The sequence below is a fragment of the Nordella sp. HKS 07 genome, from assembly GCF_011046735.1.
Classification (GTDB): Bacteria; Pseudomonadota; Alphaproteobacteria; order Rhizobiales; family Aestuariivirgaceae; genus Taklimakanibacter.
The window spans coordinates 495,231-522,082 of sequence record NZ_CP049258.1 but is presented as its reverse complement, the minus strand read 5'-3'; the positions used below and the strand labels follow the sequence as shown (position 1 = coordinate 522,082).

The 26,852-nt window shown below is 63.3% G+C and carries 22 protein-coding genes; 8 read left to right on the top strand and 14 right to left on the bottom strand.

Features of this window, described 5'->3' with window-relative positions; genetic code table 11:
- The first annotated feature begins 130 nt into the window (after positions 1 to 130).
- Positions 131 to 853, top strand: coding sequence for a response regulator (locus G5V57_RS02480; RefSeq protein WP_165166042.1), 723 nt, complete (start codon positions 131 to 133; stop codon positions 851 to 853).
- Complete coding sequence (locus tag G5V57_RS02475) at positions 850 to 2,361, top strand: ATP-binding protein (protein ID WP_165166041.1); 1,512 nt, start codon at positions 850 to 852, stop codon at positions 2,359 to 2,361. Before G5V57_RS02480 ends, G5V57_RS02475 begins: the two co-directional genes overlap by 4 nt.
- An 18-nt stretch (positions 2,362 to 2,379) precedes the next feature.
- On the opposite strand, the gene G5V57_RS02470 is transcribed toward G5V57_RS02475, so the two are convergent.
- Positions 2,380 to 4,116, bottom strand: a complete 1,737-nt coding sequence (locus tag G5V57_RS02470) for an adenylate/guanylate cyclase domain-containing protein (RefSeq protein WP_165166040.1) — start codon at positions 4,114 to 4,116, stop codon at positions 2,380 to 2,382.
- A gap of 217 nt (positions 4,117 to 4,333) precedes the next feature.
- Here G5V57_RS02470 and cysP point away from each other — a divergent pair, with 217 nt between their 5' ends.
- From cysP to G5V57_RS02450, 4 genes are all read left to right on the top strand, one after another.
- The gene (gene cysP, locus G5V57_RS02465; protein ID WP_165166039.1) at positions 4,334 to 5,338 is read left to right on the top strand and encodes a thiosulfate ABC transporter substrate-binding protein CysP; all 1,005 of its coding nucleotides are present in this window, start codon (positions 4,334 to 4,336) and stop codon (positions 5,336 to 5,338) included.
- Between the two features lie 74 nt (positions 5,339 to 5,412).
- Entirely contained in the window at positions 5,413 to 6,237 is an 825-nt protein-coding gene (cysT, locus tag G5V57_RS02460; protein WP_165166038.1) for a sulfate ABC transporter permease subunit CysT, read from the top strand.
- 1 nt (position 6,238) lies between these two features.
- Positions 6,239 to 7,075, top strand: coding sequence for a sulfate ABC transporter permease subunit CysW (gene cysW / locus G5V57_RS02455; RefSeq protein WP_165166037.1), 837 nt, complete (start codon positions 6,239 to 6,241; stop codon positions 7,073 to 7,075).
- A gap of 5 nt (positions 7,076 to 7,080) precedes the next feature.
- Positions 7,081 to 8,115: a sulfate/molybdate ABC transporter ATP-binding protein gene (locus tag G5V57_RS02450; RefSeq protein WP_165166036.1), complete on the top strand. Its 1,035-nt coding sequence runs from the start codon at positions 7,081 to 7,083 to the stop codon at positions 8,113 to 8,115.
- On the opposite strand, the gene G5V57_RS02445 is transcribed toward G5V57_RS02450, so the two are convergent.
- Genes G5V57_RS02445 through G5V57_RS02410 form a run of 8 tightly spaced genes read right to left on the bottom strand, consistent with a single transcriptional unit; the run spans position 8,085 to position 20,205 of the window.
- On the bottom strand, positions 8,085 to 8,636 hold the full coding sequence (locus G5V57_RS02445; protein ID WP_206530184.1) for a DUF2478 domain-containing protein: 552 nt from the start codon (positions 8,634 to 8,636) through the stop codon (positions 8,085 to 8,087). The genes G5V57_RS02450 and G5V57_RS02445 overlap by 31 nt on opposite strands.
- Before the next feature lie 3 nt (positions 8,637 to 8,639).
- The gene (gene glp, locus G5V57_RS02440) at positions 8,640 to 9,935 is read right to left on the bottom strand and encodes a gephyrin-like molybdotransferase Glp (protein WP_165166035.1); all 1,296 of its coding nucleotides are present in this window, start codon (positions 9,933 to 9,935) and stop codon (positions 8,640 to 8,642) included.
- Positions 9,932 to 10,771, bottom strand: a complete 840-nt coding sequence (locus G5V57_RS02435; protein WP_165173769.1) for a peptidylprolyl isomerase — start codon at positions 10,769 to 10,771, stop codon at positions 9,932 to 9,934. Before G5V57_RS02435 ends, glp begins: the two co-directional genes overlap by 4 nt.
- Positions 10,772 to 10,776: 5 nt before the next feature.
- Positions 10,777 to 11,508 carry a respiratory nitrate reductase subunit gamma gene (narI, locus tag G5V57_RS02430; RefSeq protein ID WP_165166034.1) on the bottom strand — a complete coding sequence of 244 codons (732 nt, stop codon included), beginning with the start codon at positions 11,506 to 11,508 and terminating at the stop codon, positions 10,777 to 10,779.
- 13 nt (positions 11,509 to 11,521) lie between these two features.
- Positions 11,522 to 12,208, bottom strand: a complete 687-nt coding sequence (narJ, locus tag G5V57_RS02425) for a nitrate reductase molybdenum cofactor assembly chaperone (protein WP_165166033.1) — start codon at positions 12,206 to 12,208, stop codon at positions 11,522 to 11,524.
- Positions 12,205 to 13,725, bottom strand: coding sequence for a nitrate reductase subunit beta (narH, locus tag G5V57_RS02420; protein ID WP_165166032.1), 1,521 nt, complete (start codon positions 13,723 to 13,725; stop codon positions 12,205 to 12,207). The genes narJ and narH overlap by 4 nt, the downstream gene beginning before the upstream one ends.
- Positions 13,722 to 17,471 carry a nitrate reductase subunit alpha gene (locus tag G5V57_RS02415; RefSeq protein ID WP_165166031.1) on the bottom strand — a complete coding sequence of 1,250 codons (3,750 nt, stop codon included), beginning with the start codon at positions 17,469 to 17,471 and terminating at the stop codon, positions 13,722 to 13,724. The genes narH and G5V57_RS02415 overlap by 4 nt, the downstream gene beginning before the upstream one ends.
- Before the next feature lie 16 nt (positions 17,472 to 17,487).
- A complete protein-coding gene (locus G5V57_RS02410) occupies positions 17,488 to 20,205 on the bottom strand; it encodes an MFS transporter (protein WP_165166030.1) in 2,718 nt (905 codons plus the stop codon).
- A gap of 244 nt (positions 20,206 to 20,449) precedes the next feature.
- Between G5V57_RS02410 and G5V57_RS02405 the strand changes: the two genes are divergently transcribed.
- Positions 20,450 to 21,178 carry a cyclic nucleotide-binding domain-containing protein gene (locus tag G5V57_RS02405; RefSeq protein ID WP_165166029.1) on the top strand — a complete coding sequence of 243 codons (729 nt, stop codon included), beginning with the start codon at positions 20,450 to 20,452 and terminating at the stop codon, positions 21,176 to 21,178.
- Here the strand turns inward: G5V57_RS02405 and G5V57_RS02400 are convergent.
- The 4 genes from G5V57_RS02400 to G5V57_RS02385 all read right to left on the bottom strand — a co-directional run bounded on the left by G5V57_RS02400 (position 21,163) and on the right by G5V57_RS02385 (position 25,281).
- The gene (locus G5V57_RS02400) at positions 21,163 to 21,843 is read right to left on the bottom strand and encodes an isochorismatase family protein (protein ID WP_165166028.1); all 681 of its coding nucleotides are present in this window, start codon (positions 21,841 to 21,843) and stop codon (positions 21,163 to 21,165) included. The genes G5V57_RS02405 and G5V57_RS02400 overlap by 16 nt on opposite strands.
- A complete protein-coding gene (locus tag G5V57_RS02395; protein WP_165166027.1) occupies positions 21,840 to 22,706 on the bottom strand; it encodes a DMT family transporter in 867 nt (288 codons plus the stop codon). Before G5V57_RS02395 ends, G5V57_RS02400 begins: the two co-directional genes overlap by 4 nt.
- Position 22,707: 1 nt before the next feature.
- Complete coding sequence (locus tag G5V57_RS02390; RefSeq protein WP_165166026.1) at positions 22,708 to 23,490, bottom strand: bifunctional 2-polyprenyl-6-hydroxyphenol methylase/3-demethylubiquinol 3-O-methyltransferase UbiG; 783 nt, start codon at positions 23,488 to 23,490, stop codon at positions 22,708 to 22,710.
- A 192-nt stretch (positions 23,491 to 23,682) separates the two neighbouring features.
- Entirely contained in the window at positions 23,683 to 25,281 is a 1,599-nt protein-coding gene (locus tag G5V57_RS02385) for an AMP-binding protein (protein ID WP_165166025.1), read from the bottom strand.
- A gap of 459 nt (positions 25,282 to 25,740) precedes the next feature.
- Between G5V57_RS02385 and G5V57_RS02380 the strand changes: the two genes are divergently transcribed.
- Positions 25,741 to 26,100: a hypothetical protein gene (locus G5V57_RS02380; RefSeq protein WP_165166024.1), complete on the top strand. Its 360-nt coding sequence runs from the start codon at positions 25,741 to 25,743 to the stop codon at positions 26,098 to 26,100.
- Positions 26,101 to 26,199: 99 nt separating this feature from the next.
- Here the strand turns inward: G5V57_RS02380 and G5V57_RS02375 are convergent, their stop codons facing one another.
- Complete coding sequence (locus tag G5V57_RS02375; protein WP_165166023.1) at positions 26,200 to 26,730, bottom strand: MarR family winged helix-turn-helix transcriptional regulator; 531 nt, start codon at positions 26,728 to 26,730, stop codon at positions 26,200 to 26,202.
- Between the last annotated feature and the right edge of the window lie 122 nt (positions 26,731 to 26,852).

The window sequence follows — 26,852 nt, the reverse complement described above, 5'->3', positions numbered from 1 at the left end:
TGTTTCCGGCCGTAAGCGGCAGACACAAAAGCTGTCGCCCGGGCAACTGGAATGGCGCCAAAGCGCATGTTATGGCCGAATTCCAAATGGGATTTCTCCGCATTACGGACGTGTCATGGAAAGCGCGCATATGAAAACCGGCGCCCATCTGCTGGTCGTCGACGATGATCGCGAGATCTGCGATCTGATCCGGCATTTCTTCGAGCGCCATGGCTATCGCGTCACCGTGGCGCATGACGAAGCCCAGATGCAGGCACGGTTGCGCCGGTGCAACTTCGATCTCGTCGTACTCGACGTCATGCTGCCCGGCCGGAACGGCCTGGAGCTCTGTCGCGATTTCCGCGCCAAGTCGCAGGTGCCGATCATCATGGTGACGGCGGTCGGCGAAACGACGGACCGCATCGTCGGCCTCGAAATGGGCGCCGACGATTATCTCGCCAAGCCCTTCGATCCGCGCGAGCTTCTGGCGCGGGCCCGGGCGGTGATCAGGCGCTTCTCCGCTGCCAGCGAGGCAGGGAAGCAGGCGCGCCCGGCGCAAACCTACAATTTCGCCGGCTGGACGCTCGATGTCGCACAACGACGGCTATGGAGCGACGACAATGTCGTGGTCACGCTGACCACGGCCGAGTTCGACCTTCTCAGCGTCTTCGTCATGCATCCGCGCCGCACCCTCAGCCGCGACCAGCTGCTCGACCTGACGCAGGGCCGCGACGCGCAGGCCTTCGACCGCAGCATCGATATTCTAGTGAGCCGCCTGCGCCGCAAGCTCGCCGCGACAGCCGACAGCGCGAATTTCATCGTCACCATCAGAGGTGGCGGCTATATGTTCGCCCCTTCGGTCGAAGCCTCATGAGACGGCTGGTGCCGCAATCGCTGCCGGCCTGGATCTTGCTGATCGTGGTCGCCGGGCTGATCGCGGCGCAGACCGCCACGCTGATCATCGCCTCGCATGGCGTGGCGAGCAGCGGGCGCTCCTTCGATCTCTTCCGGCTCGGTGAGCGCACCGTCGCTCTGTCGAAAGCCTTGAATTCAGCAACCCCGGACGCGCGCCCGGCACTCCTCAACGATCTCGCCACGCCGCCTTTGACGCTTTCGATGTCGCGCCAGCCGGCGATCACGAGCGCCATTCCCGCCGATGACGAGCTGGCCGAGCTCGAGGATATTCTTGTCGCTAAGCTTGGGCGCATCGGCGTTGCCGATGTCAGGATCCGCGAGGCGGATACGGCGGCGGCCAAGACGGCCGAGCCGCATGCGAGCGTTGCAGAGGACGGGCAGGGCGATGTGGAGGAACAGCTCTCGGAAGCCGCCAGCGATCTGGGCCGCAGCGGGCGGTTCACCGTCTCGGTCCAGTTCAAGGACGGGGAATGGCTCAATTTCGTATCGCCGGTGACACCCGATCCGCCGGTGCTCACGTCCCGGAACATTCCTCTCTATCTCGGGGCCGCGGCGGCGATCATCCTTCTCTCGCTATGGACGATCCGGCAGCTCACCCAGCCCTATGCGGCCTTCGAGAGGGCGGTCAAGGCGATCGGCGATGATCTCAACCGGCCGCCGCTGCCCGAGACCGGGAGCCGGGAGGTGAAAGCGGCGGTGCGCGCCATCAACTGGATGCAAGGGAAGGTGCGCGACTACGTGTCGGAGCGCGAGCATCTGGCGGCGGCGCTGGCGCATGATCTGCGCACGCCCGTGACGCGTCTGCGCCTGCGCTTCGAGCTGCTCAAGCAGAAGACCGAGACCCGGGCGCTCATCGCCGACCTGGCCGAGATCGAGGCCATCATCCAGTCGGTCGTCGACTTCGCCAATCACGAGCTTCACAAGGAGGCGGACGAGCGGTTCGAAATGGTTTCGCTCGTCGAGACACTATGCGACGAGTTTCCGGATGTGCGGATGGAGCACGCGGGGGCGCCGGCGCGCATTGTGTGCACCGGCCGTCCCGTCGCGCTCAAGCGCTGCCTCGCCAATCTCATCGACAATGCCGTCAAATACGGAAAAAGTGCCAAAGTCTCGGTCGTGCAGGGGGCAGGCGGCGTCGATGTGGTGATCGAGGACGAAGGCGAAGGCATCCCCGCGGACGAGATCGAAGGGGTGTTCCAGCCCTTCCACCGACTCGATCGCTCGCGCAACCGCGAGACGGGCGGCATCGGTCTGGGGCTCGCGATCGCGCGGGGCATCGCCCGGGCGCATCACGGCGATATCTCCATGTCGCAACGCCCGGAAGGCGGCATGAAAGTGGTGCTGTCGCTGCCTAGTGCGCATCCCGGCGAAGTGGAATCACTTCGCCGAAAAGGATCTGCGCCAAATCAATATCTTGGAGCAAATCCTGATCGCCAAAGTCTTCAACTTTGGCGGGATTTGCTCTGAGGGAGCTCGAGCTTGAGCCTATTTCCGATCGAGATGCCAGGTTCCGTCCCAGCCGGCAGCGGGTGGCGCCGCGGTGAAGGCGTCGATGCGCCTGAGGAAGGTCGTCGACGGGCCATCGCCCGGAACCGCGGCCAATGCCGCGGTGAAGGCGCGGCGGGCGCCATCCCAGTCGCGGGCGCGGTAGGCCGCAAGCCCATCGGCGAAATGGCGCTTGAGCTCGAGCTGTGCCGCCGTCAGCTCGCCTTGGCGTCCCATGATCTCGAATATCGTCTGCGGCCGGCTCTCGCCGAGGACGATCACGCGATCGATCTCGCGCATCTCGATTACCGGCGCCGCCTTCGCCATCGTGTCCGCCGACACCAGAATGCGGCTGCCATAGATTTTGTTGGCGCCTTCCAGGCGGGAAGCCAGGTTGACCGTCTCGCCAAGGACGGTATAGCTCATCATCAATTCGGAGCCGACGCTGCCGACCAGCGCCTCGCCGGTGGCGATGCCGATGCGAATGTCGAACGCGATCGGCAGGCTGCGCATGCCGAGCAGCCCGGCGAATTCGGCCTTGAGCGGGACGACACGCTCCAGCATGTCGAGCGCGGCGCGGCTCGCAAACCGGGCCTGATCGGCGTCCTCGGTGAAGGGAGGTCCCCAATAGGCCATGATGGCGTCACCGATATATTTGTCGATGATCCCGCCGCGGTCGCGGATCGGCGCGGACATCACCGAGAAGTAACGGTTCATGATCTTGACGAGGCCTTGCGAGGTCGTCTCCTCGCTGATGCCGGTGAATCCCTTCACGTCGCAGAACATCACGGTCATGACCCGATGCTGTCCCTCGGCGGCCAGCACAGGATGATCGATCAGGCCCTCGACCACGCGTGGATCGACATATTTGCCGAAGGTGCGGCGAATATGCTCCTTGAGGCGCAACTGCTCGACCATGCGGTTGAATGCCATGGTGAGGTGGCCGATCTCGTCCTTCGAGGTCACCGTCAGCGTCTGGTCGAGATTGCCCGCCTCGACCGCGCGGGCGCCTGCCAGCAAGCGCTGCACCGGGCGCACGATGCCACCGCTGACCAGTGCCGCGAACAGAAGCCCGAGGAGGGCGGCGAGCGCGGTAACGGCTGCGGCGAGCAGCATGGCCTGGCGCTGCTTGCTGACCGTCGCTTCCGCTTCCGTTTCCAACAAAGCCAGCATATCGGCACGAATGGAGTCGAGCTTCTTAATGAGGTCGTCGCGCAAATCATCGACGCGGCCGAGGCTGTCGGTCACCGCTTTGCTGTCGCCGGCATCGAGCGCCATGAGTAATCGCTCGATCTCGCGATTCAACTGACCGCGAGTATCCGTCATGGCCGCGGCGATGCGGCTGTCGAGCCGGACCAGCGCGATGGTCTCGTCGGTACTGGCCTGCTTGGTCTTGATGAGGCCGTTGATCACATCGCGCGCGGCCTGCGCCTCCTTCTCGACCTCGGCTCCCTTGCTGTCGAACAGGGCACGCATCTGGGCCAGCCCGCCATCGTCTGAAGGAGACTGTATCTTGTCGATGACCATGCGACGCAGCGCCAGCGCCCGTTCGAGCGAGCGGATATTCGTGCGCGCCAGATGTCCGTAGGCCGGGATGTAGCTGTTCGAGAGCTCCTCGATGCGGCGCTCCACCTGCATGACCCAGATGAGCGAGAGGATGGCGGTGACGGCCATCAGGACGATCAGCCCGACGGCGATTCCCATGATCTTCTTTCTGACCGTCAGCCGGATCGTCATTGCGCCAGTATTCGCGCGCCATCGACGCCAGGCAAGGATCAAAACGACCCTTGGTCAGGCCGGTGTCTGCGGTTCAAGAGCGCCCGCAGATTTTCTCAAGGCAGGTCTTAGGAAATATCGCCCGGGCCTGCTTGACAAGCCCTTTGTTCTTTTTATAGAACGGGTGGAATTTTATACAGAACTCTCACCTGCCTTCTCTTATCCCCTTGGAGGATTTATGAAAAAGCTGATCGTGGCGGCTGCGCTGGCCGCCCTGGCGTTCGCGGCGCCGGCAAAGGCCGAAGAACCGAACGCGATCCTCAATGTCTCCTACGACATTGCGCGCGAGCTTTATGCCGAGATCAATAAGGCCTTCATCGCCAAATACAAGGCCGAGACGGGCAAGGATCTCGAGGTCAAGCAGTCGCATGCCGGCTCCTCCAAGCAGGCGCGCGCCATCCTCGAGGGCCTCGAGGCCGATGTGGTAACCTTCAACCAGGTGACCGACGTCCAGATCCTCTCCGACAAGGGCGGTCTCGTCGCCGCCGACTGGCAGACGCGGCTGCCCAACAACGCCTCGCCCTACTATTCATTCCCATCCTTCCTCGTCCGCGAAGGCAATCCGAAGGGCATCAAGGACTGGGGCGATCTCGTCCGCGAGGATGTGAAGGTGATCTTCCCGAACCCCAAGACCTCGGGCAATGCGCGCTACACCTATCTCGCCGCCTGGGCCTATGCGAAGGAGGCCTTCCAGGGCGACGAGACGAAGATCCACGACTTCATCAAGAAGCTCTTCGCCAATGTGCCGGTCTTCGACACCGGCGGACGCGGCGCCACCACCACTTTCGTCGAGCGCGAGACCGGCGATGTGCTCATCACCTTCGAGGCCGAGACGCGCGCCATCGCCAAGGAATTCGGCGAGGACAAGTTCGACCTCGTGACGCCACCGGCGAGCCTGCTCGCCGAGTTCCCGGTCGCTGTGGTCGACAAGGTCGTCGACAAGCGCGGCTCGCGCGCCATCGCCGAGTCCTATCTCAAGTTCCTCTATTCGCCGGAAGGCCAGGAGATCGTGGCGCAGTTCGGCAACCGTGTGCATGAGCCGAACGTGGTCGAGCGCCACAAGGCAGATTTCCCGGAAGTGAAGCTGGTGACCGTCGAGGACGTGTTCGGCGGCTGGCCGAAGGTCACGAAGGAGCATTTCGGCTCGGACGGCATCCTGGATCAGCTGTTCGTCGCACGCTGAGGCTGATAAATGCATAATAACGACGGGGCGGGATCATCCCGCCCCGTTTCCTTGAATTACGGTTCCTATCCCTCATGCCGCAACGGCGCGTACTTCCCGGCCTTCCCCTTTCGCTCGGCGTCACCCTCATCTATGTGGCGCTGATCATCGCGCTGCCGGTGGCGGCGGTGCTGCTCAAGGCGATGAGCCTCTCATTTGCCGAATTCTGGAACATCGTTACCTCACCCCGGGCACTTGCGACCTATCGCGTCACCGGGCTCTCGGCGCTTGCCGCCACGCTCTTCAACGCGATCTTCGGCTTCGCCTTCGCTTGGGTGCTCGTGCGCTATGACTTTCCGGGCAAGCGCCTTCTCGACACGCTGGTCGATGTACCCTTCGCCCTGCCGACGGCGGTCGCGGGTGTGACGCTGACCGCGCTCTTCGCCAAGAACGGCTGGTTCGGAGCGCCTTTGGCCCAGATCGGTATCGAGGTCGCCTATACGCCGCTCGGCATCATCATCGCGATGATCTTCACCAGCCTTCCCTTCATCGTGCGCACGGTGCAGCCGGTGCTGGAAGAGCTCGATCCCGAATTCGAGGATGCCGCATCCTGCCTAGGTGCCGGCGATCTCGACACCATGCGCCGCGTCATACTGCCGTTGCTGATGCCGGCACTTCTCGCCGGCATCTCCTTCGCCTTCGTGCGCTGCCTCGGCGAGTTCGGCGCCATCATCTTCATCGCCGGCAACCAGCCGATGTCGACCGAGATCACCTCGCTGCTCGCCTTCATCCGTATCGAGGAGTTCGATTATCCCGGCGCGGCGGCGATCGCGACGGTGATGCTCTTGGCTTCCCTCACCATCCTCATCCTGACCAGCCTGGCGCAGTCCTGGTATGGCCGGCATCTGACGCGGAGCTGACATGGCCACCAAACGTGTCGGCGATCATCCCTTGATCAGGCGTCTTCTCATCGGCGCCGTAACGATCATCGCCTTGTTCCTCATCGCGGCACCGCTCCTGGCGATCCTGAGCTATGCTTTCGCCGAAGGTGCTGCGCGCTATTTCGACAGCCTGTTCACCCCCGACACGCTCCATGCGATCAAGCTGTCGGTCATCACGGCGCTTATCGCCGTGCCGATCAACACGCTGTTTGGGATCGCCGCCGCCTGGGCCATCGCTAAGTTCGACTTCCCTGGCCGTCGGCTTCTCACCGCGATCATCGAGCTGCCTTATTCGATCTCGCCGATCGTCGCGGGCGTCGCCTATCTGTTCGTCTTTGGCGCGCAAGGGCTGTTCGGCCCGTGGCTCCAGGCCAATGACATCAAGATCATGTTCGCGCTGCCCGGCATCGTACTGGCGAGCCTGTTCGTGACGGCGCCTTTCGTCGCGCGCGAGTTGATCCCGCTGCTCGAGACGCAAGGGCGCGAGCGCGAGGAGGCGGGCATTTCGCTCGGCGCCTCGGGCTTCCAGACCTTCTGGCGCATCAGCCTGCCCGGCATGCGCTGGGCGCTCATCTATGGCATCATCCTGTGCAATGCCCGCGTTTTCGGCGAGTTCGGCGCGGTGTCGATCGTCTCCGGTAATGTGCGCGGCGAGACCAACACGCTGCCGCTCCATGTCGAGCTGCTCTATCAGGACCATAATTCGGTCGGCGCCTTCGCCGCCGCCTCGGTGCTCATGCTGATCGCCGTCCTCACCCTCATCGCCAAATTCCTGCTCGAGCGCCGGGGCGTGCGCCGCCACGCGGAAGGAGCCTGAACGCCATGACTTTGCAAATCGATACCGTCAGCAAGCGTTTCGGCCGCTATCAGGCGCTCGACACAGTGAGCCTCGACATCCCCAAGGGGGAACTGGTGGCGCTGCTCGGCCCTTCGGGTTCGGGCAAGACGACGCTCTTACGCATCATCGCCGGGCTCGAGACGCCGGATCAAGGCCGGGTGCTGTTCGACGGCGAGGACGCGACGGATGTGGCGCCGCGCTACCGGCAGATCGGCTTCGTCTTCCAGCATTATGCGCTGTTCCCGCATCTCTCCGTCTTCGAGAATGTCGCTTTCGGATTGCGCGTGATGGCGCGCGATGCGCGGCCAACGGAAGAGCAGATCCAGATGCGCGTCAGCGAGATCCTGAAACTGGTGCGGCTCACCAATCTGGGTGAACGGTTTCCGGCCCAGCTTTCAGGCGGCCAGCGCCAGCGCGTGGCCCTCGCCCGGGCGCTCGTCATAAGGCCTCGGGTGCTGCTGCTCGATGAGCCCTTCGGGGCGCTCGACGTCACGGTGCGCACGGAGCTCAGACGATGGCTGCGCGAATTGCAGCAGGAGCTGGGCCTCACCACCATCTTCGTCACCCATGACCAGGAAGAGGCGAGCGCCATCTGCGACCGCATCGCGATACTCAATGACGGACGCCTCCTGCAGGCGGGTTCGCCGGTCGATCTTTACCGTGCCCCGGCCTCGAGCTTCGTCGCGGGCTTTCTCGGCTCGGCCAATATCCTCGCGCGCGAAAGCCTCGGCGCCGGCGCGGCGCTCGGGCATCTGAGCGGGCCAAAGGTCGCCTTCCGTCCGGCGGATGGCACACTCGCCGTGGCCTCGGCGACGACGGCGCCGGCCGGCCATCTGCGCCTTCCCGGCACCGTGCAGCATCGCGAGTTCCTGGGCTCTATCGTACGCTATGCGGTGGCGCGCACGGGCGGTGAGATGCAGATCGATGCGCCATTCAAGGTGGGCGAGGCTTTTATTGCGCCAGGCACCGAAGTAGTCGTGGATGTCCCCTATGACGCGCTGATCGGGCTCGAGAGCTGACATATCTGTTCGGGCCGGCGCCGCTCAGCCTGGAGGCACCAGTCGGTGATGACGCCGGCATCGGGCGTCAGGCTGGTGGCCATGCCATCCGCGAATTCAAGGAAAGCCGGCAGATTTAGCCCGTTGACGCCGACGAGCACCGGCAGGCCCAGGTCGAGAGCCTCGCAGATCGCTCCTCTGAGGCCCTTGCCCTCGGCCTCCTGCTTGCCGAATTTGTTCACGACCAGGAGCTCGGCCCTTTGAATGGCTTCGGAAACCCATAGCGCCGATTGCTCCAATACGCCCGCATCCAGCCGGCAGCCGCGAGCTTCAGGGCCGCGATCGACGCTGATACGGACCACCGGCCCGTCAGGCAACAGGCGCAAGTCCATATCGCACAACGCGCGATCATTGCGCTGTTCATTCGTCTGCACGGTTCCCGCGAGGGCGACACCATATGCTTCGAGGTGCTTTACGACGTCGGCGAGCAAAAGGTCGACGCAGCCCCGACCCGGCAATATGACATATCCCAGCTCAATCATGACTTAGCCCTTTGTTGTTTCATCCCAGAACGGCTCGAATTCCAGCATGTCGCCGCGCGATATCCGTTCGGTCTCGGCCGGGATCAACAACAAGCCGTCGGCCTGCGCCAGCAAGGCCACCCGGTGCGAAACCGTTGCTGTGACAATTTCCGCTATTCGTGTTCCGTGGCCGTCATAGCCGCCCAGTCGGGCCGGCAAGAACTCGCAACGTCCCGCACGCCGGAAGCGCTCGAAGCCTGCACGCACGATGATGCGGCGTGGACCTCCTTCACTGATCCCCGCTAAGGCTTCCGCGATGCGGGCCCCGATCACACGCCATGTGACGAAGGCCGAGACCGGATTGCCGGGAAGGCCGAGATAGATCGCGCCGCCGATGCAACCAATAATCAGCGGTTTGCCGGGCTTTATCGCCACCTTCATGGCATATGCCCTGCCGCCCGCGGCGTGCAGCATCGCCGGCATATGATCCTCCTCACCAACCGATACGCCCCCGGTGGTGACGACGATATCGGCATCGCGGGCCGCCTGTTTCAATGCCTGCAGCAAGAGATCCGGCTTGTCCGGGACATTGCCCATATCCCGCCGTTCCACCCAGGGAAGGTCGAGAGAGCCCGCGAGATGATAGCGATTGGCATTCCAGATCTGTCCGCGGGAGAGCGGCGCACCAGGAGAACGCAGTTCGGATCCGGTGCTGAAGAATGCAACTCTGATGCGACGCCTGACGGCGACCTCGCCGCAGCCCGTCGCGGCAAGCAGTGCCGCCGCGCGCGGTCCAATGCGGCGCCCCGCCGGCAGGAGCTCTGCGCCTACAACGAGGTCCTCGCCGGCACGTCTGATATTCTCGCCACGCTCAGGACGCCGGTCGATCTGAATGATACGCCCCTGCGACCGCGCCATTTCCTGCATGATCACGGCATCGCAGCCGGGCGGGATTGGAGCGCCGGTGAAGATCCGAAGGGCCGTGCCGGCCGGTGGCGCCGCATCACCTGCGTCGCCTGCCGCGACACGACCGGCGATGGGCAGCCGCCATGGGCCCTCGCCCAAGAGGTCGGCGGACCGGATCGCATAGCCGTCCATCGCCGAGTTGTCGAAGTGCGGCAGCGCCACGCCAGACCGCAGCGCTTCTGCCAGCACCCGTCCATGCGCCTGGTCGAGCGGCAGGCGCTCCACCTCCTGCACCGGCCGAGCAAGGAACAGACCCGTGCGGAGGGCGGCATCAATGGAAATCAACCCGTCAGAGTCCGGCTCGGTATCGCAGCCGCAATAGAAGAGGTCAGATAAGGCCTGAGATGCGCTCATGCGGTTTTTTTCACCTCGGTCCAGGGAGCCTCTGCCAGGTCTATGCCGGTCACGTGGGCCCGTGCCGCCAGTTGCTCGACATAGGCACGGCTGGCACGCACCCAGTCGGTCTTCTCCTGCGCCTCACGCAGCCGGGGCAGAACGGCCGCGAAAGGGAGCACTTCGCCGAGCGCCCGTGCATCCAGGCGAATCAGGTGGAAGCCGTAGCGGCTCTCGACGGGCTCCTCGGAGATAGCACCTTCCTCCATGCCGATGAGAGCCGTTTCGAACTCCGTCACGGTGTCACCCGAAGCAAGCTGTCCGAGATGACCGCCATTGGTCCTGGACGGGCAGTCGCTGTGGTCGGCGGCCAGCGCGGCGAAGCGGTGTGGAGCGGATCGCAGCTCCATGAGAACCTTCGCGGCGCGTGCCTGGGCAGTAGCCCGGGCGGTGGCGTCCCCGGGAGGTGCCGCGAAGAGAATATGCGCCGCCTCGAACAGGGAAGGTCCGCGAAAACGGTCAGGCGCATTTTCGTAGATCGAGCGCAACCTCATCTCATTGGCCGCAGGCGGGACAATGACGCTTTCGAGAAGCTGGCGGATCAGCGACTCCTCTTCAGTCTCCCATTGCCCCGCGACGAGCTCCATCGGAGCAGGGGCGATCCGGCATGCTTTCGCTTCCTGCAACAATACCTCGCGCAGGGCCAGCGCTCTCGCCGCTGCTCCCCATGCCCAGCCGGGCCTTCCCTTCGGCACTGGATGGTTCTGCGCCTCGGCGGCGATCGCCGCGGCGGGGATGACAACGCCGTTGACGGTGACGGGCACCGGCGGCGGGCTGCGTTTCAGATGAAGTTCCATGATCGTCACTCCGCCGGCTCTTGTCTTGGCCGGCGCAGAGGCGTCATTCCGGCCGTTTTTGCGCCGCGCCGCGACCGCACGATCTGGTAGCCCGGCCGCCACAGATAGCGCACCGGGGCCGAGAACATGTGGACGAGCCGGGTGAAGGGGAACAGCAGGAATATGGTGAGGCCGAGAAGGATATGCGCCTTGAAGAGCCAATGCACGTCCGCGATGTGATCCGCCGCTCCGGCGCGCAAGTAGATGATGCCCTGCGCCCAGCTCATGAACTTGACCATCTCCGCGCCATCGAGATGGCCCAGCGAAACGACGATCGTCATCAATCCGAGCAACAATTGCGCCATCAGGAGCACCATGATGCCGGTATCGGCCAGAGTGGAATTGGCGCGAATGCGCGGATCGAACAGCCGCCTGTGCAACAGCAGCGCGCCGCCCACCAGCGCCATGATCCCCGCTACGCCGCCGGCCACGATGGCGAGGAGCTGTTTCGTCCCATGGCCGATGCCCAGCATGTCGAAGATCTGGATCGGGGTCAGAAGTCCGACCAGATGTCCGGCAAAGATCATCAGCACGCCCACGTGGAAGAGAACCGACCCGGCGATAAACTGCTTCTTGCGTAGAAGCTGGCTCGACTTGGATTTCCATGTGAAGGGGTCGCGTTCATAGCGGGCGATGCTCGCGATCACCATCACTGTGATGGCGATATAGGGATAGATGCCGAAGAGAATATAGTTCATCGCGATCTCCCGTTCATTGTCCGACCGGCGCGGGCGCCGATCCCATGCGGGCGAGAATGTCCCGGCTGACCGGACAACCGGCATTCGGATCGGGACCGAAGGTAACCTGCGCCTCCTCCCAGACTGCATCGAGGGCGGGCAGATCCTCAGGATTGTCGTCTTGTTGTGACAGCAGGGCCTGTGCCTCCTCGGTCGCCGCGTCCGCCACGGCGAAAGACACCAGCGCGTCGAGAAGGGCGGCATAGGTCGATTCACGGCGAGCCAGCCGCTCGGCCAGCGCGACGAGGATATGGCCGGCATCGGCGAGCATCGACTGCGCCTCGTCGCGCGGCCGGGTCGAGAGGAATTCGAGAAGCACCGGCAAATGGTCCGGCAATTCCGAGCCGGCCAGCTCGAAGCCGCCGGCGCGATAGGTTTCGAGCAGATCGACCATGGCGCCGCCGCGGTCGCGGCTCTCGCCATGGACATGTTCGAAGAGGTTCAGCGACAGCGTCCGCGAGCGGTCGAACAGGAGCACGTAGCGCTCCTGCAGATCATAGAGATCGCCCGTCTCGAGGGAAGAGAGCAGCGGCTCGAGAACTCTCACGACGGACGCAGACAGCACGCCTTCGGAGAGAATGATCCTAATCGTTGGAATTGCCTGCTGCAGCTCATCACTCGGATAACTCAGCAGCGCCGAAAGAGCCTTTAACGTTTTCATGCGATGAACTCCTGCGGGCTGCGGAACTTCTTTCCACCGAAAAGCGAGGTGCGCGAATGGCCTGTGGAGCAGCCGTTGCCGTCGGTAAAGCCGCACCCGCCCTTGAGGTCGTAGGCGTCCTCGACCAGCTCGCGATGGGTGGTCGGGATGACGAAGCGATCCTCGTAATTGGCGATGGCGAGCAGCTGGTACATCTGGTCGATCTGCTGCGGCGTCAGTCCGACACGCTTGGCCACACCGAGGTTTATGACTCCGTCGACCGACTTCGAGCGCATATAGGCGCGCATGGCCAGCATGCGCTCCAGTGCCGAGACGACAGGCGCTTCGTCCCCGGCCGTCAGCATGTTGGCGAGATAGCGCACCGGAATGCGCAAGGAGTGGACATCCGGCATGTCGTCCTGCGCGGCGATCCGTCCGGCTTCCACCGCGTTCTGGATCGGCGAGAGCGGCGGGACGTACCAGACCATCGGCAGGGTGCGGTATTCGGGATGCAGCGGGAAGGCGATCTTCCACTCCATTGCCATCTTCCAGATCGGCGAGTTCCGGGCGCCCTTGATCCAATCCTCGGGGATGCCTTCGGCACGCGCGGCGGCGACGACTTCCTGATCGTTCGGATCGAGGAAGACGCCGAGTTGCGCGTCATAGAGATCCTTCTCGTTCTCGACGGCCGCCGCCTCGGCGATGCGGTCCGCATCGTAGAGCATCACGCCGAGATAGCGGATGCGGCCCACGCAGGTCTCCGAACAGACCGTCGGCTGGCCGCTCTCCAGGCGCGGATAGCACAATGTGCATTTTTCGGATTTGCCCGTCGACCAGTTGTAATAGATCTTCTTGTAAGGGCAGCCCGAGACGCACATGCGCCAGCCACGGCACTTCTCCTGATCGATCAGAACCACGCCGTCATCCTCGCGCTTGTAGATCGCGCCAGAGGGACAGGAAGCGACGCAGGCGGGATTGAGACAGTGTTCGCACAGCCGCGGCAGGTACATCATGAAGGTATTCTCGTACTGCCCGTAGATCTCCTTCTGTACGCCCTCGAAATTGTAGTCCTTCGAGCGTTTCGCGAATTCGCCGCCCAGGATTTCCTCCCAGTTCGGACCCCACTCGATCTTCTCCATCCGCTCGCCTGAAATCTTCGAGCGCGGGCGCGCGGACGGGAACGCCTCCATTTCGGGGGCAGATTTCAGATGGTCGTAGTCGAAGTCGAACGGCTCGTAGAAGTCATCGATCTCGGGCAGATCCGGATTGGCGAAGATGTTCGCCAGGATGCGCCATTTGCCACCTTGCCTCGGCTGCAACGCGCCCGATCTCGTCCGCGTCCAGCCGCCCTTCCAGCGCTTCTGGTTCTCCCAGTCCTTCGGATAGCCGATGCCGGGCTTCGTCTCGACATTGTTGAACCAGGCGTATTCGACGCCTTCGCGGCTGGTCCAGACATTCTTGCAGGTAACGGAGCAGGTATGGCACCCGATGCACTTGTCGAGGTTGAGAACCATACCGATCTGAGCACGCACTTTCATTCCGCTGCCTCCGGGACTTGGGTTGCGGGACGGTCGAGCCAGTCGACCTTCGACATCTTGCGCACGATCACGAATTCGTCGCGATTGGCGCCGACCGTGCCGTAGTAGTTGAAGCCATAGGAGAGTTGGGCGTAGCCGCCGATCATGTGCGTCGGCTTGGGCACGATGCGCGTGACCGAGTTGTGGATGCCGCCGCGCTTGCCGGTGATCTGGCTGCCCGGCGTGTTCACAATCTTCTCCTGCGCATGATACATGAACATCGAGCCTTCCTTCATCCGCTGGCTCACGACCGCGCGAGCGGTAATGACGCCGTTGCTGTTGAAGACCTCGACCCAATCGTTGTCGACAAGTCCCGCCTTCTTGGCGTCAACCTCGGAAATCCAGACGACCGGTCCGCCTCGGTTAAGGGTCAGCATCAGAAGATTGTCGGTGTAGGTGGAATGGATGCCCCATTTCTGGTGAGGGGTGAGGAAGTTCAGCACGACATGCGGCTCGCCGGCCGCGAGCGACCTCGTCGCCGCCTCGCCGACGGTCTTCAGGTCCACCGGCGGACGCCAGGTTACGAAGCCTTCGCCAAAGGCGCGCATCCATTCATGATCCTGATAGAGCTGCTGCCGCCCCGAGACCGTGCGCCATGGGATCAACTCGTGCACATTGGTCCAGCCGGCGTTGTAGCAGACGTCCTCGCTCTCGATTCCCGACCAGGTGGGCGAGGAGATGATTTTCCTCGGCTGGGCGGCGATGTCGCGGAAGCGGATCTTCTCGTCTTCCTTCACCTCCGCCAGATGCTTGTGATCGCGACCGGTCGCCTTGGCGAGCGCCTCCCAAGCCTTGACCGCGACCTCGCCATTGGTTTCCGGTGCCAGCATCAGGACCACCTCGGCCGCGTCGATCGCCGTGTCGATCCGGGCCATGCCCCTGGTCGGCCCCGTTTCGGTCACGGTGCCGTTCAGGGCCTTCAGGTGATGCACTTCGTCCCTGGTGTCCCAGGCTATTCCCTTGCCGCCATTGCCCGACTTCTCCATCAACGGTCCGAGCGCCGTGAAGCGCTTGTAGACATTCGGATAATCCCTTTCGATAGTGATATAGGAGGGAGCCGTCCGGCCCGGGATCAGATCGCATTCGCTGCGCTTCCAGTCGCGCACTGTCCCTTGAGCGATCTCGCCCGGGCTGTCGTGCTGGAGAGGCAACTGCACCACATCCGTCTCTACGCCCAGGATCTCGGGCGCGACCTCGGAGAACTTCTTTGCGATGGCCTTGAAGATCTCCCAGTCCGTCTTCGATTCGTAGGCCGGGTCCACGGCCGCTTGCAGCGGGTGGATAAACGGATGCATGTCGGACGTATTCAGGTCGTCCTTTTCGTACCAACTCGCCGTCGGCAGGACGATGTCGGCATAGACGGCGGTGGTGGACATGCGGAAGTCGATGGTGACCAGGAGGTCGAGCTTCCCTTCGGGCGCCCGGTCGTGCCACACGGCCTCGACCGGCTTGGCCCTGCCTTCCACGCCGAGATCCTTGCCCTGCACGCCGTCGTCGGCGCCGAGCAGGTGCTTGAGGAAATATTCATGTCCCTTGCCTGAGGAGCCGAGCAGGTTGGAGCGCCAGACGAACAGGTTGCGCGGCCAGTTCTCCGGCGCGTCCGGGTCCTCGCAGGACATCTTCAGCGCCCCCGACTTCAGGCGCTCGGCGACATAGTCCTTCGCGTCGACACCCGCCGCTTTCGCCGCGCGGCCGACCTCCAGCGGATTGGTCTTCAATTGCGGGGCCGACGGCAACCAGCCCATGCGCTCGGCGCGGATGTTGTAGTCGATCAGGCTCAGCCGGTCCCAGTCGCCCTTGGGTGCTGTGGGTGAAAGCAGTTCGCGTGCCGTCACCGTCTCGTAGCGCCACTGATCGGTGTGGGCATAGAAGGCGGATGTCGAGTTCATGTGCCTTGGCGGGCGCGCCCAGTCGAGAGCGAAGGCGAGGGCGGTCCAGCCAGTCTGCGGCCGCAACTTCTCCTGTCCGACATAGTGCGCCCAGCCGCCACCCGACTGGCCGACGCAGCCGCACATCACCAGCATGTTGATGACCGCCCGGTAGTTCATGTCCATGTGGAACCAGTGGTTCATCGCGGCGCCGATGATCACCATGGACCGGCCCTTGGTCTTTTCCGCGTTGGCGGCGAATTCCCGCGCGACCTGTACGATCTTGTCGCGGCGAACGCCGGTGATGCGCTCCGCCCAGGCCGGCGTGAACGGCACGTCGGCATCATAGTCGCGCGCGACATGCTCGCCGCCCAGCCCCCGGTCCAGGCTGTAGTTGGCGCAAAGAAGGTCGAAGACCGTGGCGACGAGGACCTCTTCGCCGCCGGCGAGCTTAAGGCGTTTTACCGGCAATTTGCGGGACAGCACGTCGCCGCGGCGGTCCACCGCAAAGCCATTTGTCGCCGCACCGCCGAAATACGGAAAATCGACGTCCGCCACCTCGTCATGATCCTGCTCACGGATCAGGCTCAGCTTGAGCTGGACCTCACGCTTGCCGGCCTTCTGTTCGAGATTCCACTTGCCGGTCTCGCCCCAGCGGAAGCCCACAGAGCCGTTGGGGACCACGACCTCGCCGGATGTTTCGTCGATGCCAACTGTCTTCCAATCCGGATTGTTTTGCTCTCCCAGAGAATCGTTGAAATCGGAAGCCCGCAACTGCCGGCCGGGAACCAGATGCTCGCCCTGCCGGTCGAGGCGCACCAGCATCGGCATGTCGGAATAGCGGCGGCAATAATCCTCGAAATAGGGCACCTGGCGATCGAGGTGGAATTCGCGAAGGATTACATGGCCAAAGGCCATGCCGAGTGCCGCGTCAGTTCCCTGCTTGGCGTTCAGCCATATATCGGCGAATTTGGCGGCTTCGGAATAGTCCGGGCAGATGACCGCGCTCTTGGTGCCCTTGTAACGCGCCTCGGTGTAGAAATGCGCGTCGGGCGTGCGTGTCTGCGGCACGTTCGAGCCCCAGAGCAGCAGATAGCCGGCATTGTACCAGTCGGCCGATTCCGGCACGTCCGTCTGCTCGCCCCAGGTCTGCGGGCTTGATGGCGGCAGGTCGCAATACCAGTCGTAGAAGGACATGCAGGTGCCACCGAGCAGCGACAGATAGCGCGTGCCGGCGGCGTAGGAGACCATCGACATGGCCGGGATCGGTGAAAAGCCGAACACCCGGTCGGGCCCGTATTTGCGCGTCGTATAGGCGTTGGCGGCAGCCACTATTTCGGTCGCCTCGTCCCAGCTCGCGCGCACGAAGCCGCCCTTGCCGCGGATGCGCGTGTAGCTGGCGCGCGCCGCCGGATCGTTCTGGATCGCCGTCCACGCTTCGATCGGGGTCATCGTCCTGCGCTTCTCGCGCCACAGCCTCATAAGCCGGCCGCGGATCAGCGGCGTCTTCACCCGGTTGGCGCTGTAGAGATACCAGCTGTAGCTGGCGCCACGGGCGCAGCCGCGGGGTTCGTGGTTCGGTAGATCGGGCCGGGTGCGCGGATAGTCCGTCTGTTGCGTCTCCCAGGTGACGATCCCCGATTTGACGTAGATCTTCCACGAGCAGGAGCCGGTGCAGTTCACGCCATGTGTCGAGCGCACAATCTTGTCGTGCTGCCAGCGGCGGCGATAGGCGTCCTCCCAGTCACGGCTTTCGACCGTCGTCTGTCCGTGACCCTGGGCGAATGTGTCCTTGCGCAGCGTCGTGAGGAAGTTCATGCGATCCAGAAGGTGACTCATATCTCTTTCCTAAAATTCATTCGGCGGGTACAGCGACAAGCCGCTCCCGTCCGCGTTCGATGTCATGGAGAAGTCCGCCGCGACGCGTGTAAACAACCCAGGTGACGGCCAGGCAGAGGACGTAGAAGGCGCAGAATGCCCAGAGCGCGGCGAGCGGCGATCCGGTCAAACCGATCGACGTGCCGTAGGCTTTCGGAATGAAGAAGCCGCCATAGCCGCCAATCGCGCTGGTGAAAGCGATGATAGCGGCCGCTTCGCGCTCCGATTGCCGTTGCAGGTCGACCGGATCCTGGCGAGGCGCAAACCGCGCGATCTCCTTGCGCATGATCACGGGAATCATCTGGAATGTCGAGGCGTTGCCCACGCCGGTGAAGAAGAACAGCGCCATGAAGCAGGCGAAGAAGCCGATGAAGGATCCGAGCTGGAGAAACCAGATCACTCCCAATACCGATGCAATCATCCCGACAAATACCCAGAAAGTGACTCGCCCGCCGCCAATCCTGTCCGACAGCCAGCCCGTGCCGGCGCGGCTCAGCGCACCAACCAGTGGGCCGAGGAAGACATATTGCAGCGCGTTGATGTCGGGAAAGGCCAGCCGCGACAGCAGGGGAAAGCCGGCCGAGTAGCCGATGAAGCTGCCGAAGGTGCCAACATAAAGCAGGCACATCACCCAGTTGTGCGTGCGGGTGAAGATCACCGCCTGTTCCCGGAAGCTCGCCCGGGCATCGGCTATGTCATTCATGCCGAGCCACGCGGCCACGGTGGAGGCGAGGATGAAGGGCACCCAGATGAAGCCGGCATTCTGCATCCAGATCCTGCCACCATCCGAAAGTGCCTGCGGGGCGCCACCCAGCGCGCCGAAGACGCCCGCCGTGATGACGAGCGGCACCAGGAACTGCATGACCGAAACGCCGAGATTGCCCAGTCCTGCATTCAGCGCCATGGCGTTGCCCTTCTCGGCGCGCGGGAAGAAGAAGCTGATATTGGCCATGGAGGAGGCGAAGTTGCCGCCGCCGAGCCCGCATAGCAGCGCCAGGACGACGAAGATCAGGTAGGGCGTGCCGGCATCCTGCACCGCATAGCCGATACCGACCGCCGGGATCAGCAGCGAGGCGGTCGAAAGCGTCGTCCATAGACGGCCGCCGAAGATCGGCACCATGAAGCTGTAGAAGATGCGCAGTGTCGCGCCCGACAGCGCCGGCAGCGCCGCCAGCCAGAAAAGCTGGTCCTGCGTGAAGGCGAAGCCGATGGAGGGCAACCGCGCCACGACGACGGACCACACCATCCACACCGCGAAGGCCAGTAGCAGCGCTGGGACCGAGATCCACAGGTTACGGCGTGCGATGCGTCGGCCCTTATCGGCCCAGAACCGCGCGTCCTCCGGCCGCCAGTCCTCGATCAGGTGCGGCATCACCGTCCGGTCGGGATCGTGCACGTCCTTCAGCTCCGGGAAGCCCGGCAGGCGGTCGAGCTCGGCGCCATGCGCCTGCCGCTCCATGATGCGGATCGACAGATGCATCCAGCCCAAGGAGACCAGCACGATCAGAAACAGCAGCGCGAAGGATGATGTCCATACCCCGGTCACATCCAGCAGCGCACCGAAGATGATCGGCAGGATGAAGCCGCCGAGACCTCCGATCATGCCGACGAGGCCGCCGACCGCGCCGACATGCTTGGGGTAGTATACGGGGATGTGTTTGAAGACCGCCGCCTTGCCGAGGCTCATGAAGAAGCCGAGCCCGAAGAGTGTGGCGACGAAGGGCCAGAGATCCATCTCGGTCGAGAAGGCGATCGGGCCGTCCTTCCCGCGGATCACGTAGTCCGTCGGAGGGTAGGACAGCATGAGGAGAAAGACGAGCGAGAAGCCGAAGGTCCAATACATGACCGTCCGCGCGCCAAAGCGGTCCGAAAGCACGCCGCCGTAGGCGCGGAAGACGCTCGCTGAAAGGCTGAAGACGGCGGCAGCCATGCCCGCTATGCGCACGTCGACTCCATATACCTGCACGAGATAGTGCGGCAGCCAGAGCGCCAGCGCCACGAAGCCGCCGAAAACGAAGAAGTAATAGAGGGAGAAGCGCCATACCTGCAGGTTCTTCAACGGGGCGAACTGCTCAGCCAGGCTCGGTGCCGCTACCCCGCGGGCGCGGCGAGCGGTGAGGTCCGGATCATCCTTGGCGAGGAAGTAGTACAGTACGCCCATCAGGGCGATGACCGCCGCCCAGATCTCGGCCACCCCCTGCCAGCCCCAGGCGACCAGCACGAAGGGAGCGAGGAACTTCGTGACAGCGGCGCCGACATTGCCCATGCCGAAGACACCGAGCGCCGTGCCCTGTCTTTCCTTCGGATACCATTTGGAGACATAGGCCACGCCGATGATGAAGGAGCCGCCGGCGAGTCCGACGCCCAAGGCGGCTACGAGAAAGGTGATGTAGCTGTCCGCCCAGGTGAGGGCGAATGTCGCCAGCCCGGTCAGGATCATCTGCGCCGAGAAGACGAGGCGACCGCCGAATCTTTCGGTCCACACGCCGAGAATGAGGCGGGTCAGCGAGCCGGTCAGAACGGGTGCCGCGATCAGCACCCCGTATTCGAACTCGGAAAGTCGAAGTTCGCTCCGGATCGAGAGACCGATGATCGAGAAGATGGTCCAGACGGCGAAGCATAGTGTGAAGGCGACCGTGCTCAGCCAGAGCGCTTTCTGCTGGTCGGCAGAATTGGGTGTCGTCGTCTCTGCCATGGTTCTGCTCCGGCAGTTGTTCGTTGTCGGCGCCAAGTCGCCGCCGTGACACCCCTACGCCGCCTCGCGATTCCGGGCATTGATCCAGATCAAGGAGGATGAGCTTCCCTGTGATAAGCTTCGCCATCTCGGCATCGCTCGCAAGGCGTTCCACTCATTCATGTTTGCATTGGCCGGGCACGTCTCTCGATTGATCTGGCGCGGATCATCGATTGATATTTATCAAGTGACCAAGGAATATCAGATGTACGACCATTCGATGCGAGAGCTCAGACGTCTCCCGCTGTTCAGCGAGATGATGACGCAGACCTTCGACAGCCTGATGCAGATCTCTACCTGGCAGACCGTTCCGCCGGGGCAGCAACTGATCAGCCAGGGGGATTATGCGGAGTTTCTGCATATTCTCGTCGAGGGATCCGTTGAATTGCAGGCTGACTGGAATGGTCGCGCCTCCGTCATGGGGCTCGTGCAGCCGGTTTCGACCTTCATTCTGGCTGCCTGCGTGTGCGAAGCTCCCTATCTGATGTCGGCCTCGACATTGGCGCCGTCGCAAGTCGTCATGATCCCCGCGGCGGACGTCCGTGTCATGCTGCGTCGCGATGCGGACTTCGCGATGGCGGCGATGCGGGAACTGGCGAAAGGGTATCGCTCATTCGTGCGACAGTCGAAGAACATGAAATTGCGCAGCGCGCGCGAGCGTCTCGCGGCCTACATACTCTACCAGTCACAGCTCGCCGGCGGCGCCGATGAGGTGGACTTGCCGGTGGAAAAGCGTCATCTCGCTCTCTATCTCGGGATGACGCCCGAGAATCTTTCACGCACCTTGAGAGCGCTGCAATATGTCGGCGCAAGGACCGACGGAACTCGAATCCATATCACCGATCGCACCCGACTCGTGAGCGTTGCGCTTCCGGATCGCCTTATGGACGGGGCGGATTCGCACGGCGCACAAGGCGATCAGAGCTCGGCGTAATAGCCCGGTGCGCTCGCATAGTCGAAGAAGATCGGCACCGGCCGCTCGGTGATCCAGACGGGCTGTGTCTCGCCCCGGAGCAGAGCGACAGCCCGTTCCGTGTCGGCGACGGCGCCGCCATAGAGCCGGTTGGCGAGGTTGAGCATCGCCGTCTCATGCATCGCCTGCGTGCCGCTGCCGCAGGCGTCCTTCACCAGGAGGACGCGCAGGCCGAGCGCCATGGCGTCGCGGACCGTCGCCGCGACGCAGGCTTCCGTCCATACGCCCGATATCACGAGCCATTCGATACGCGCCGCGGCCAGGAGGGGCGCCAGATCTCCCTCGCAGAAGGCGCTCGCGTCGTTCTTGTAGATGACGGTCTCGCTTGGGAGAGGCGCCACTTCCGGGCAGATCCGGGTCAGGGGGTTCGCCGCGTCGCTGAATGTTGCGCCGCCGTCGGCGCTCACCGGCTCGAATGGACGGAGCGCGCGCCGCGCATAATCGCGGCGATAGGCGGCGTGGATTATCAGACGCGGCACAGACCGCGCCGTGGCGAGCAGCCGTCCGGCATTGGCAAGCACCGTCTCGATGCCGAAGGCCTTGTACAAAGGATCGTGTCTTTGCTCCTCCTGCAGGTCGATCAGCAGGAGCGCGGTCCGCTCGGGAAGCGTCAGATTCTGTCTCATGCGCGGCTCCGCATCACATAAATACCGGCCCCGATGATCATACCGATGCCGAGAACAGTCCAGATATCGGGCACGGCGCCGAAGACCACGATGCCGAACAGGACGGCGCCGATGATCTGGGCGTAGCTGAAGGGCGCCAGGCGGTTGGCCGGGGCGAGGGCGAAGGCGCGGATGGTGAAGATCTGTGCCAGGCCGAAAGTGAAGCCGAGGGCGATCATGATGAGCCAGTTCAAGCCGGAAAGCGGCTCCCAGGCCGCGACCGCCATGGGCGTGGCGACGATGGTGCCGATGGCGAGCGTCCAGGCCAGCGTCGTTTCCGGCAACTCGCCCGCCGCACCCAGCTTGCGGGTGAAGATCTGGAAGAAGGAATAGAGGACGGCGGCGGCGAGCGGGAAGAGCGCATAGAGGCTGAGCTCACTCAGGCCGGGCCGCGCGACGATCAGCACCGCGAGGAATCCGATGCCGACACCGATCCAGGCCGACAGCCTCACCGTCTCGCTCAGCAGTGCCGGCGCCAAGGCGACCACGAGGAGCGGTCCCAGATAGAGGATGACGGTGGCCTCGGCGAGCGGCAGATAGCGCACCGCCAGCACCATCATGATGCTGATGCAGAGCGGGATGAGTCCGCGAATGATCTGGGTGCGCCGCTGTCTGGTGCGAAACAGGGCGCGCCATTCGGCGCTGGGACTGGCCCACAGCAGCACGGGAATGGCGAAGGTGTAGCGGGCCCAGACGATCTGGCCGACCGACTGCTCGGTGGCGAGGATTTTGCTCAGGCCGTCGAGCATGGCGAAGATCCCCGCCGCGGCGACCATCAGTGCGACGGCCCTGAGCCAGGACGCGTTGTCGGAGGCTGGCGTCACTCTAGGGATTTGCGCATTGCTTCGCACCTGCCGGCCTGATGCTCTGGCGATCAAGTAGCCTGTATACGGAGACGTGCGAACGTGACTCGGCGGTGAATGGCGCCCCGCTCCAATCTGCGGACCTGGTCTCGAGCTCGAAACCGGCCAGTTGAGCCATAAGGTCCAGTTCTGCTGGCCAGATATAGCGATGGGAAGAGCGCACCAAGGTTGCCTTCCGATCGTCGCCATATCTGATATGGTGCGACATGACGAGCTGACGCACTACGTCATATGTGTCCAAGCCGATGTGACCGGGTTCCAACTGCCAGACGACGGCTTCCTGGGTGGGCGGCAACTTGCGCAGCTCGGGAACCCAAAGCTCGATCACGAATCTTCCACCGGGATCGAGATGCCGCGCAGCGTTTCGAAAACACTCCACTTGCTCCTCCTGCGTCAGAAGATTCGATATGGTGTTGTAGACAAGATAGACCAGCGCATAGCGCCCTGATGCGGACGTCGTCGCCATGTCGCCCACAACGACCGAGATATCTGATTCGCCGGCCTTGGTGCGCAACTGATCGATCATCGCCGTCGACATTTCTATTCCCGTGACAGAAATGCCTCTCTCACTCAGCGGAATGGCGACACGCCCAGTCCCAATCGCAAATTCGAGAGCGCGCCCCTCGCCAGCCAGTTCGGCGAGCCGATCGACCGTAGGTCCCAGCAGTTCTGGCGAAAACATTCCAGTGCCAGGAGTGTCGTAAGCTTTGGCTGTCTCGCTGTCCCAGAGTTCGTCCGTACGCATGCGACCGTTCCGTTTCCTCCGCTGGCAGCTCCTGGCTTCTTTGCCACGAGTTCCGAGCCTAAATCACGATGAGTTTGGATCGAGTCGATCCAAACTCATAAAGGCGATCAATTCTAACAGCTACAGCATCGGCCCGAGAAGTGCGTATGGGAGCATGATCGCTGTAGGGAGGCAATCGTACTGGCCTGGCGATCAGGCCCCGCTCTGAAGCTCGGCGGCGCGCCGGCGCAGCTCGTATTTCTGGATCTTGCCAGTCGAGGTCTTCGGCAACGGGCCGAAAACGACACTGCGCGGCGCCTTGAAACGCGCCATGTTGGCGCGGCAGTACCGGATCACCGCGTCGGCGCTGAGTTCGGCGCCTTTCTTGAGGTCGATGAAGGCGCAGGGATGCTCGCCCCAGGTCGCGTCGGGGGCGGCGACCACGGCCGCCTCGAGAATGGCGGGATGGCGATAGAGAACCTCCTCGATCTCGAGCGAGGAGATGTTCTCGCCGCCCGATATGATGATGTCCTTCGAGCGGTCCTTGACCTCGACATAGCCGTCGGGATGGCGCACGCCCAGATCGCCGGTATGGAACCACCCGCCGGCAAAGGCCTTGGCGCTGGCTTCAGGGTTCTTGAGATAGCCCATCATGATGGTGTTGCCGCGCAGATAGATCTCACCCATCGTGCTGCCGTCGGCCGGACATTCCGCATCGGTCACGGGGTCGGCGACCCGCACCGCTTCGAGTGTCGGGAAGGTCACGCCTTGCCGGGCGGTGAGCCGCGCGCGATCGGCGAGCGGCAGGTCCGTCCATTCATCGTGCCAGGCGCAGACCAGCGCCGGCCCGAAGCTTTCGGTCAGGCCATAAAGATGCTTCACGCGGAAGCCGGCCTCCTCCATCGCGGCGATGATGGCGCTCGGAGGTGCCGCACCGCCGGTCAGCACGTCGACCGGACGATCTAGTCGCCAGTCCTTCGGCCGCTCGGCGCGCGCCAACATGTTGAGCACCACCGGCGCGCCGCAGAAATGCGTCACGCCGTGCTCCTTGATCTTGGCGAAGACGATGCCGGTCTCGACCTGGCGCAGGCACACATGCGTGCCACCGACCGCGGTGACGGCCCAGATGTAGCACCAGCCATTGCAATGAAACATCGGCAGGGTCCACAGATAGACGCTTGTGGACTCGAGGCGGGCCTCGAGCGCATTGCCGAGCGCGTTGAGATAGGCGCCGCGATGATGGCAGACGACACCTTTAGGATCCCCGGTGGTTCCCGACGTATAGCCAAGGCTGATCGGCGCCCATTCATTGTCGAGCGGCGGGAACTCGTCGGCGGGATCACCTCCCGCGAGGAGTTCCTCATAGGCATCGCCGATGACCACGACGGCGATCGAGCGGCCGGTTTGCGCGAGGGCGGTCTCGATCACGCCGAGGAACTGCGGATCGACGATGACGAGCTTCGCCTCGCCATGCCTGAGACAGACGGCGATGGTCGCCGAGTCGAGCCTGATGTTGAGGCAGTTGAGAACCGCGCCCGCTAGGGGAACCGCGAAATGCGCCTCGATCATCGCCGCGCTGTTCGCAGCCATGATGGCGACGGTGGAACCTGTTCCGATGCCGCGCTGGCGCAAGGCGGAGGCGAGACGGCGCGCGCGTTCTTCGAGCTCGCGATAGGTGTAAGTCCGCGCTTCGTCGATCACCGCGACCTTGTCGGGAAAAACGAGCGCCGAGCGCTTGAGAAAGGAGACGGGCGACAAGGGCGTGTAGTTCGCGGCGTTGGGCGCAAGCCCTTGCTCGTAGATATTGGTCACCTCGTCACCCTCTTGTCAGTGATCGGCAGATCTCAGCGCAGGTCATCCTAATGCGCGATCGTCGCATGGGTAAGATTTTAGTAACCGCAACCCAGAATTGCGGGAACGTTTCGCGCCGGTCTGCCTTGTCCTTACATGAACCAGATGGCAACAGATCTCCGCGCCGCCGCCGCTTCAGCACGAGCCTTCGCCGACAATGTCGACTCGTCAGAACTGCGGCACAGCTTTCTCGGCATGGCGCGCCGCTGGGAGGCGGAAGCCGACCGTTGCGACCGGCGCAATCGCGATGATGATGCCGCCAAGCCCGCAGCGGAACATGCGGGTCTCCCTACGTCAGCAAATTTAAAGCATCGGTAAGGTGGCACTGCGACGGAAATCCGGGCATTAAGCCGTCCTTGGATTGCGAGAATGGCTGAGCGCGCCTTTCGCGAAGAACGGCGCCGTACTGCGGAGAACTAAATGAAGAAGCTTTTGATGACTCTGGCCGTGGCGGCCCCGATAGCCCTGGGCTTCGGGCTTGGCGGTGCCAGCAGCGCCGAAGCCAAGACGAGCGTCAATATCTATATGGGTGTTCCCTATTATGGCTATCAGGTCGGGCCTGACTACCGGTACCGCCGGGGTTATGGCTGGTACAGGCCGGGACGCTATCCTTACAGGATGAGCTGCAGCCGGGCGCGCGATCTCGTGCGCGACAGAGGCTACCGTAATGTCAAGGCGCGTGATTGCAGCGGCCAGACTTACTCCTTCCGCGCCACGCGCAACGGACGGGGCTTCATCGTCTATGTGAATTCCCGCACCGGCGCCGTCTGGCGCGGCTGATCGGACAGCTTCGAAGAGTGAGAGGGAGCCCGCCGTCACGGCGGGCTTTCCTTATTGGCGTATAGGGTCTCCCCGGCACGACGCCCGACAGCCGGAAGGTCAGAAGCCGTAACGGATATGCTCGGCCCAGTAGTGCTCGAGGCGCTTGAGCGCCGAAACCAGGCGCTCGAGATCTTCGGCGGTAACGCCTTTTTCCTCGAGGACCGGCACGTGGCCCTCATAGATGGCGGCGACCATGGCCCGGATCTGCTGGCCCTTGTCGGTGAGGCTCAGGCGGACGACGCGTTTGTCCTGGGGGGCTCGCTCATAGTTGAGATAGCCGCCTTCGACCAGCCTGGCGATCGTGTAGCTGAGGTTGGAGCCGGTGTAATAGCCCCTGACCCGCAGCTCCGTCGCGGAGAGCTTGCCGTCGCCGATATTATAGAGGAACACCGCCTGGGCGCTCGTGACCTCTGAATCCTCGATCTGGCGCTCGAGTTCCAGCTTGATGAGTTCCAGCAGGCAGCGATGCAGGCGTTCCAATTGGCCGAGGGCACGGACGAAATGGCTCTTCAGGAGCCGGTTTTCGACCTTGGAATCCTCGCCGGGGGCCTCCGGCTTCGGGTTTTCGGGAATCGGTTTTGCTGCCATACCGTCGGCTGTAACGGTCGCTTGGTTAAGCCAACATCAATAGAATAGTTAAAATTGTCATTATCCCCAAGGAGATAAGGGTTGCCGGCCGCGGGCCGGGAGCATACTCTCCAAGGTTGCGG

Bases quoted from the DNA above. Each gene is read 5' to 3' on its own strand.
- cysT (WP_165166038.1), top strand. From the start codon at position 5,413: ATGCCGCAACGGCGCGTACTTCCCGGCCTTCCCCTTTCGCTCGGCGTC.
- G5V57_RS02450 (WP_165166036.1), top strand. From the start codon at position 7,081: ATGACTTTGCAAATCGATACCGTCAGCAAGCGTTTCGGCCGCTATCAG.
- G5V57_RS02435 (WP_165173769.1), bottom strand. From the start codon at position 10,771: ATGGAACTTCATCTGAAACGCAGCCCGCCGCCGGTGCCCGTCACCGTC.
- G5V57_RS02410 (WP_165166030.1), bottom strand. From the start codon at position 20,205: ATGGCAGAGACGACGACACCCAATTCTGCCGACCAGCAGAAAGCGCTC.
- G5V57_RS02390 (WP_165166026.1), bottom strand. From the start codon at position 23,490: ATGCGTACGGACGAACTCTGGGACAGCGAGACAGCCAAAGCTTACGAC.
- G5V57_RS02400 (WP_165166028.1), bottom strand. From the start codon at position 21,843: ATGAGACAGAATCTGACGCTTCCCGAGCGGACCGCGCTCCTGCTGATC.
- narJ (WP_165166033.1), bottom strand. From the start codon at position 12,208: ATGAAAACGTTAAAGGCTCTTTCGGCGCTGCTGAGTTATCCGAGTGAT.
- G5V57_RS02480 (WP_165166042.1), top strand. From the start codon at position 131: ATGAAAACCGGCGCCCATCTGCTGGTCGTCGACGATGATCGCGAGATC.
- G5V57_RS02415 (WP_165166031.1), bottom strand. From the start codon at position 17,471: ATGAGTCACCTTCTGGATCGCATGAACTTCCTCACGACGCTGCGCAAG.
- cysP (WP_165166039.1), top strand. From the start codon at position 4,334: ATGAAAAAGCTGATCGTGGCGGCTGCGCTGGCCGCCCTGGCGTTCGCG.
- G5V57_RS02475 (WP_165166041.1), top strand. From the start codon at position 850: ATGAGACGGCTGGTGCCGCAATCGCTGCCGGCCTGGATCTTGCTGATC.
- G5V57_RS02375 (WP_165166023.1), bottom strand. From the start codon at position 26,730: ATGGCAGCAAAACCGATTCCCGAAAACCCGAAGCCGGAGGCCCCCGGC.
- G5V57_RS02405 (WP_165166029.1), top strand. From the start codon at position 20,450: ATGTACGACCATTCGATGCGAGAGCTCAGACGTCTCCCGCTGTTCAGC.
- glp (WP_165166035.1), bottom strand. From the start codon at position 9,935: ATGAGCGCATCTCAGGCCTTATCTGACCTCTTCTATTGCGGCTGCGAT.
- G5V57_RS02445 (WP_206530184.1), bottom strand. From the start codon at position 8,636: ATGATTGAGCTGGGATATGTCATATTGCCGGGTCGGGGCTGCGTCGAC.
- narH (WP_165166032.1), bottom strand. From the start codon at position 13,725: ATGAAAGTGCGTGCTCAGATCGGTATGGTTCTCAACCTCGACAAGTGC.
- cysW (WP_165166037.1), top strand. From the start codon at position 6,239: ATGGCCACCAAACGTGTCGGCGATCATCCCTTGATCAGGCGTCTTCTC.
- G5V57_RS02380 (WP_165166024.1), top strand. From the start codon at position 25,741: ATGAAGAAGCTTTTGATGACTCTGGCCGTGGCGGCCCCGATAGCCCTG.
- G5V57_RS02470 (WP_165166040.1), bottom strand. From the start codon at position 4,116: ATGACGATCCGGCTGACGGTCAGAAAGAAGATCATGGGAATCGCCGTC.
- narI (WP_165166034.1), bottom strand. From the start codon at position 11,508: ATGAACTATATTCTCTTCGGCATCTATCCCTATATCGCCATCACAGTG.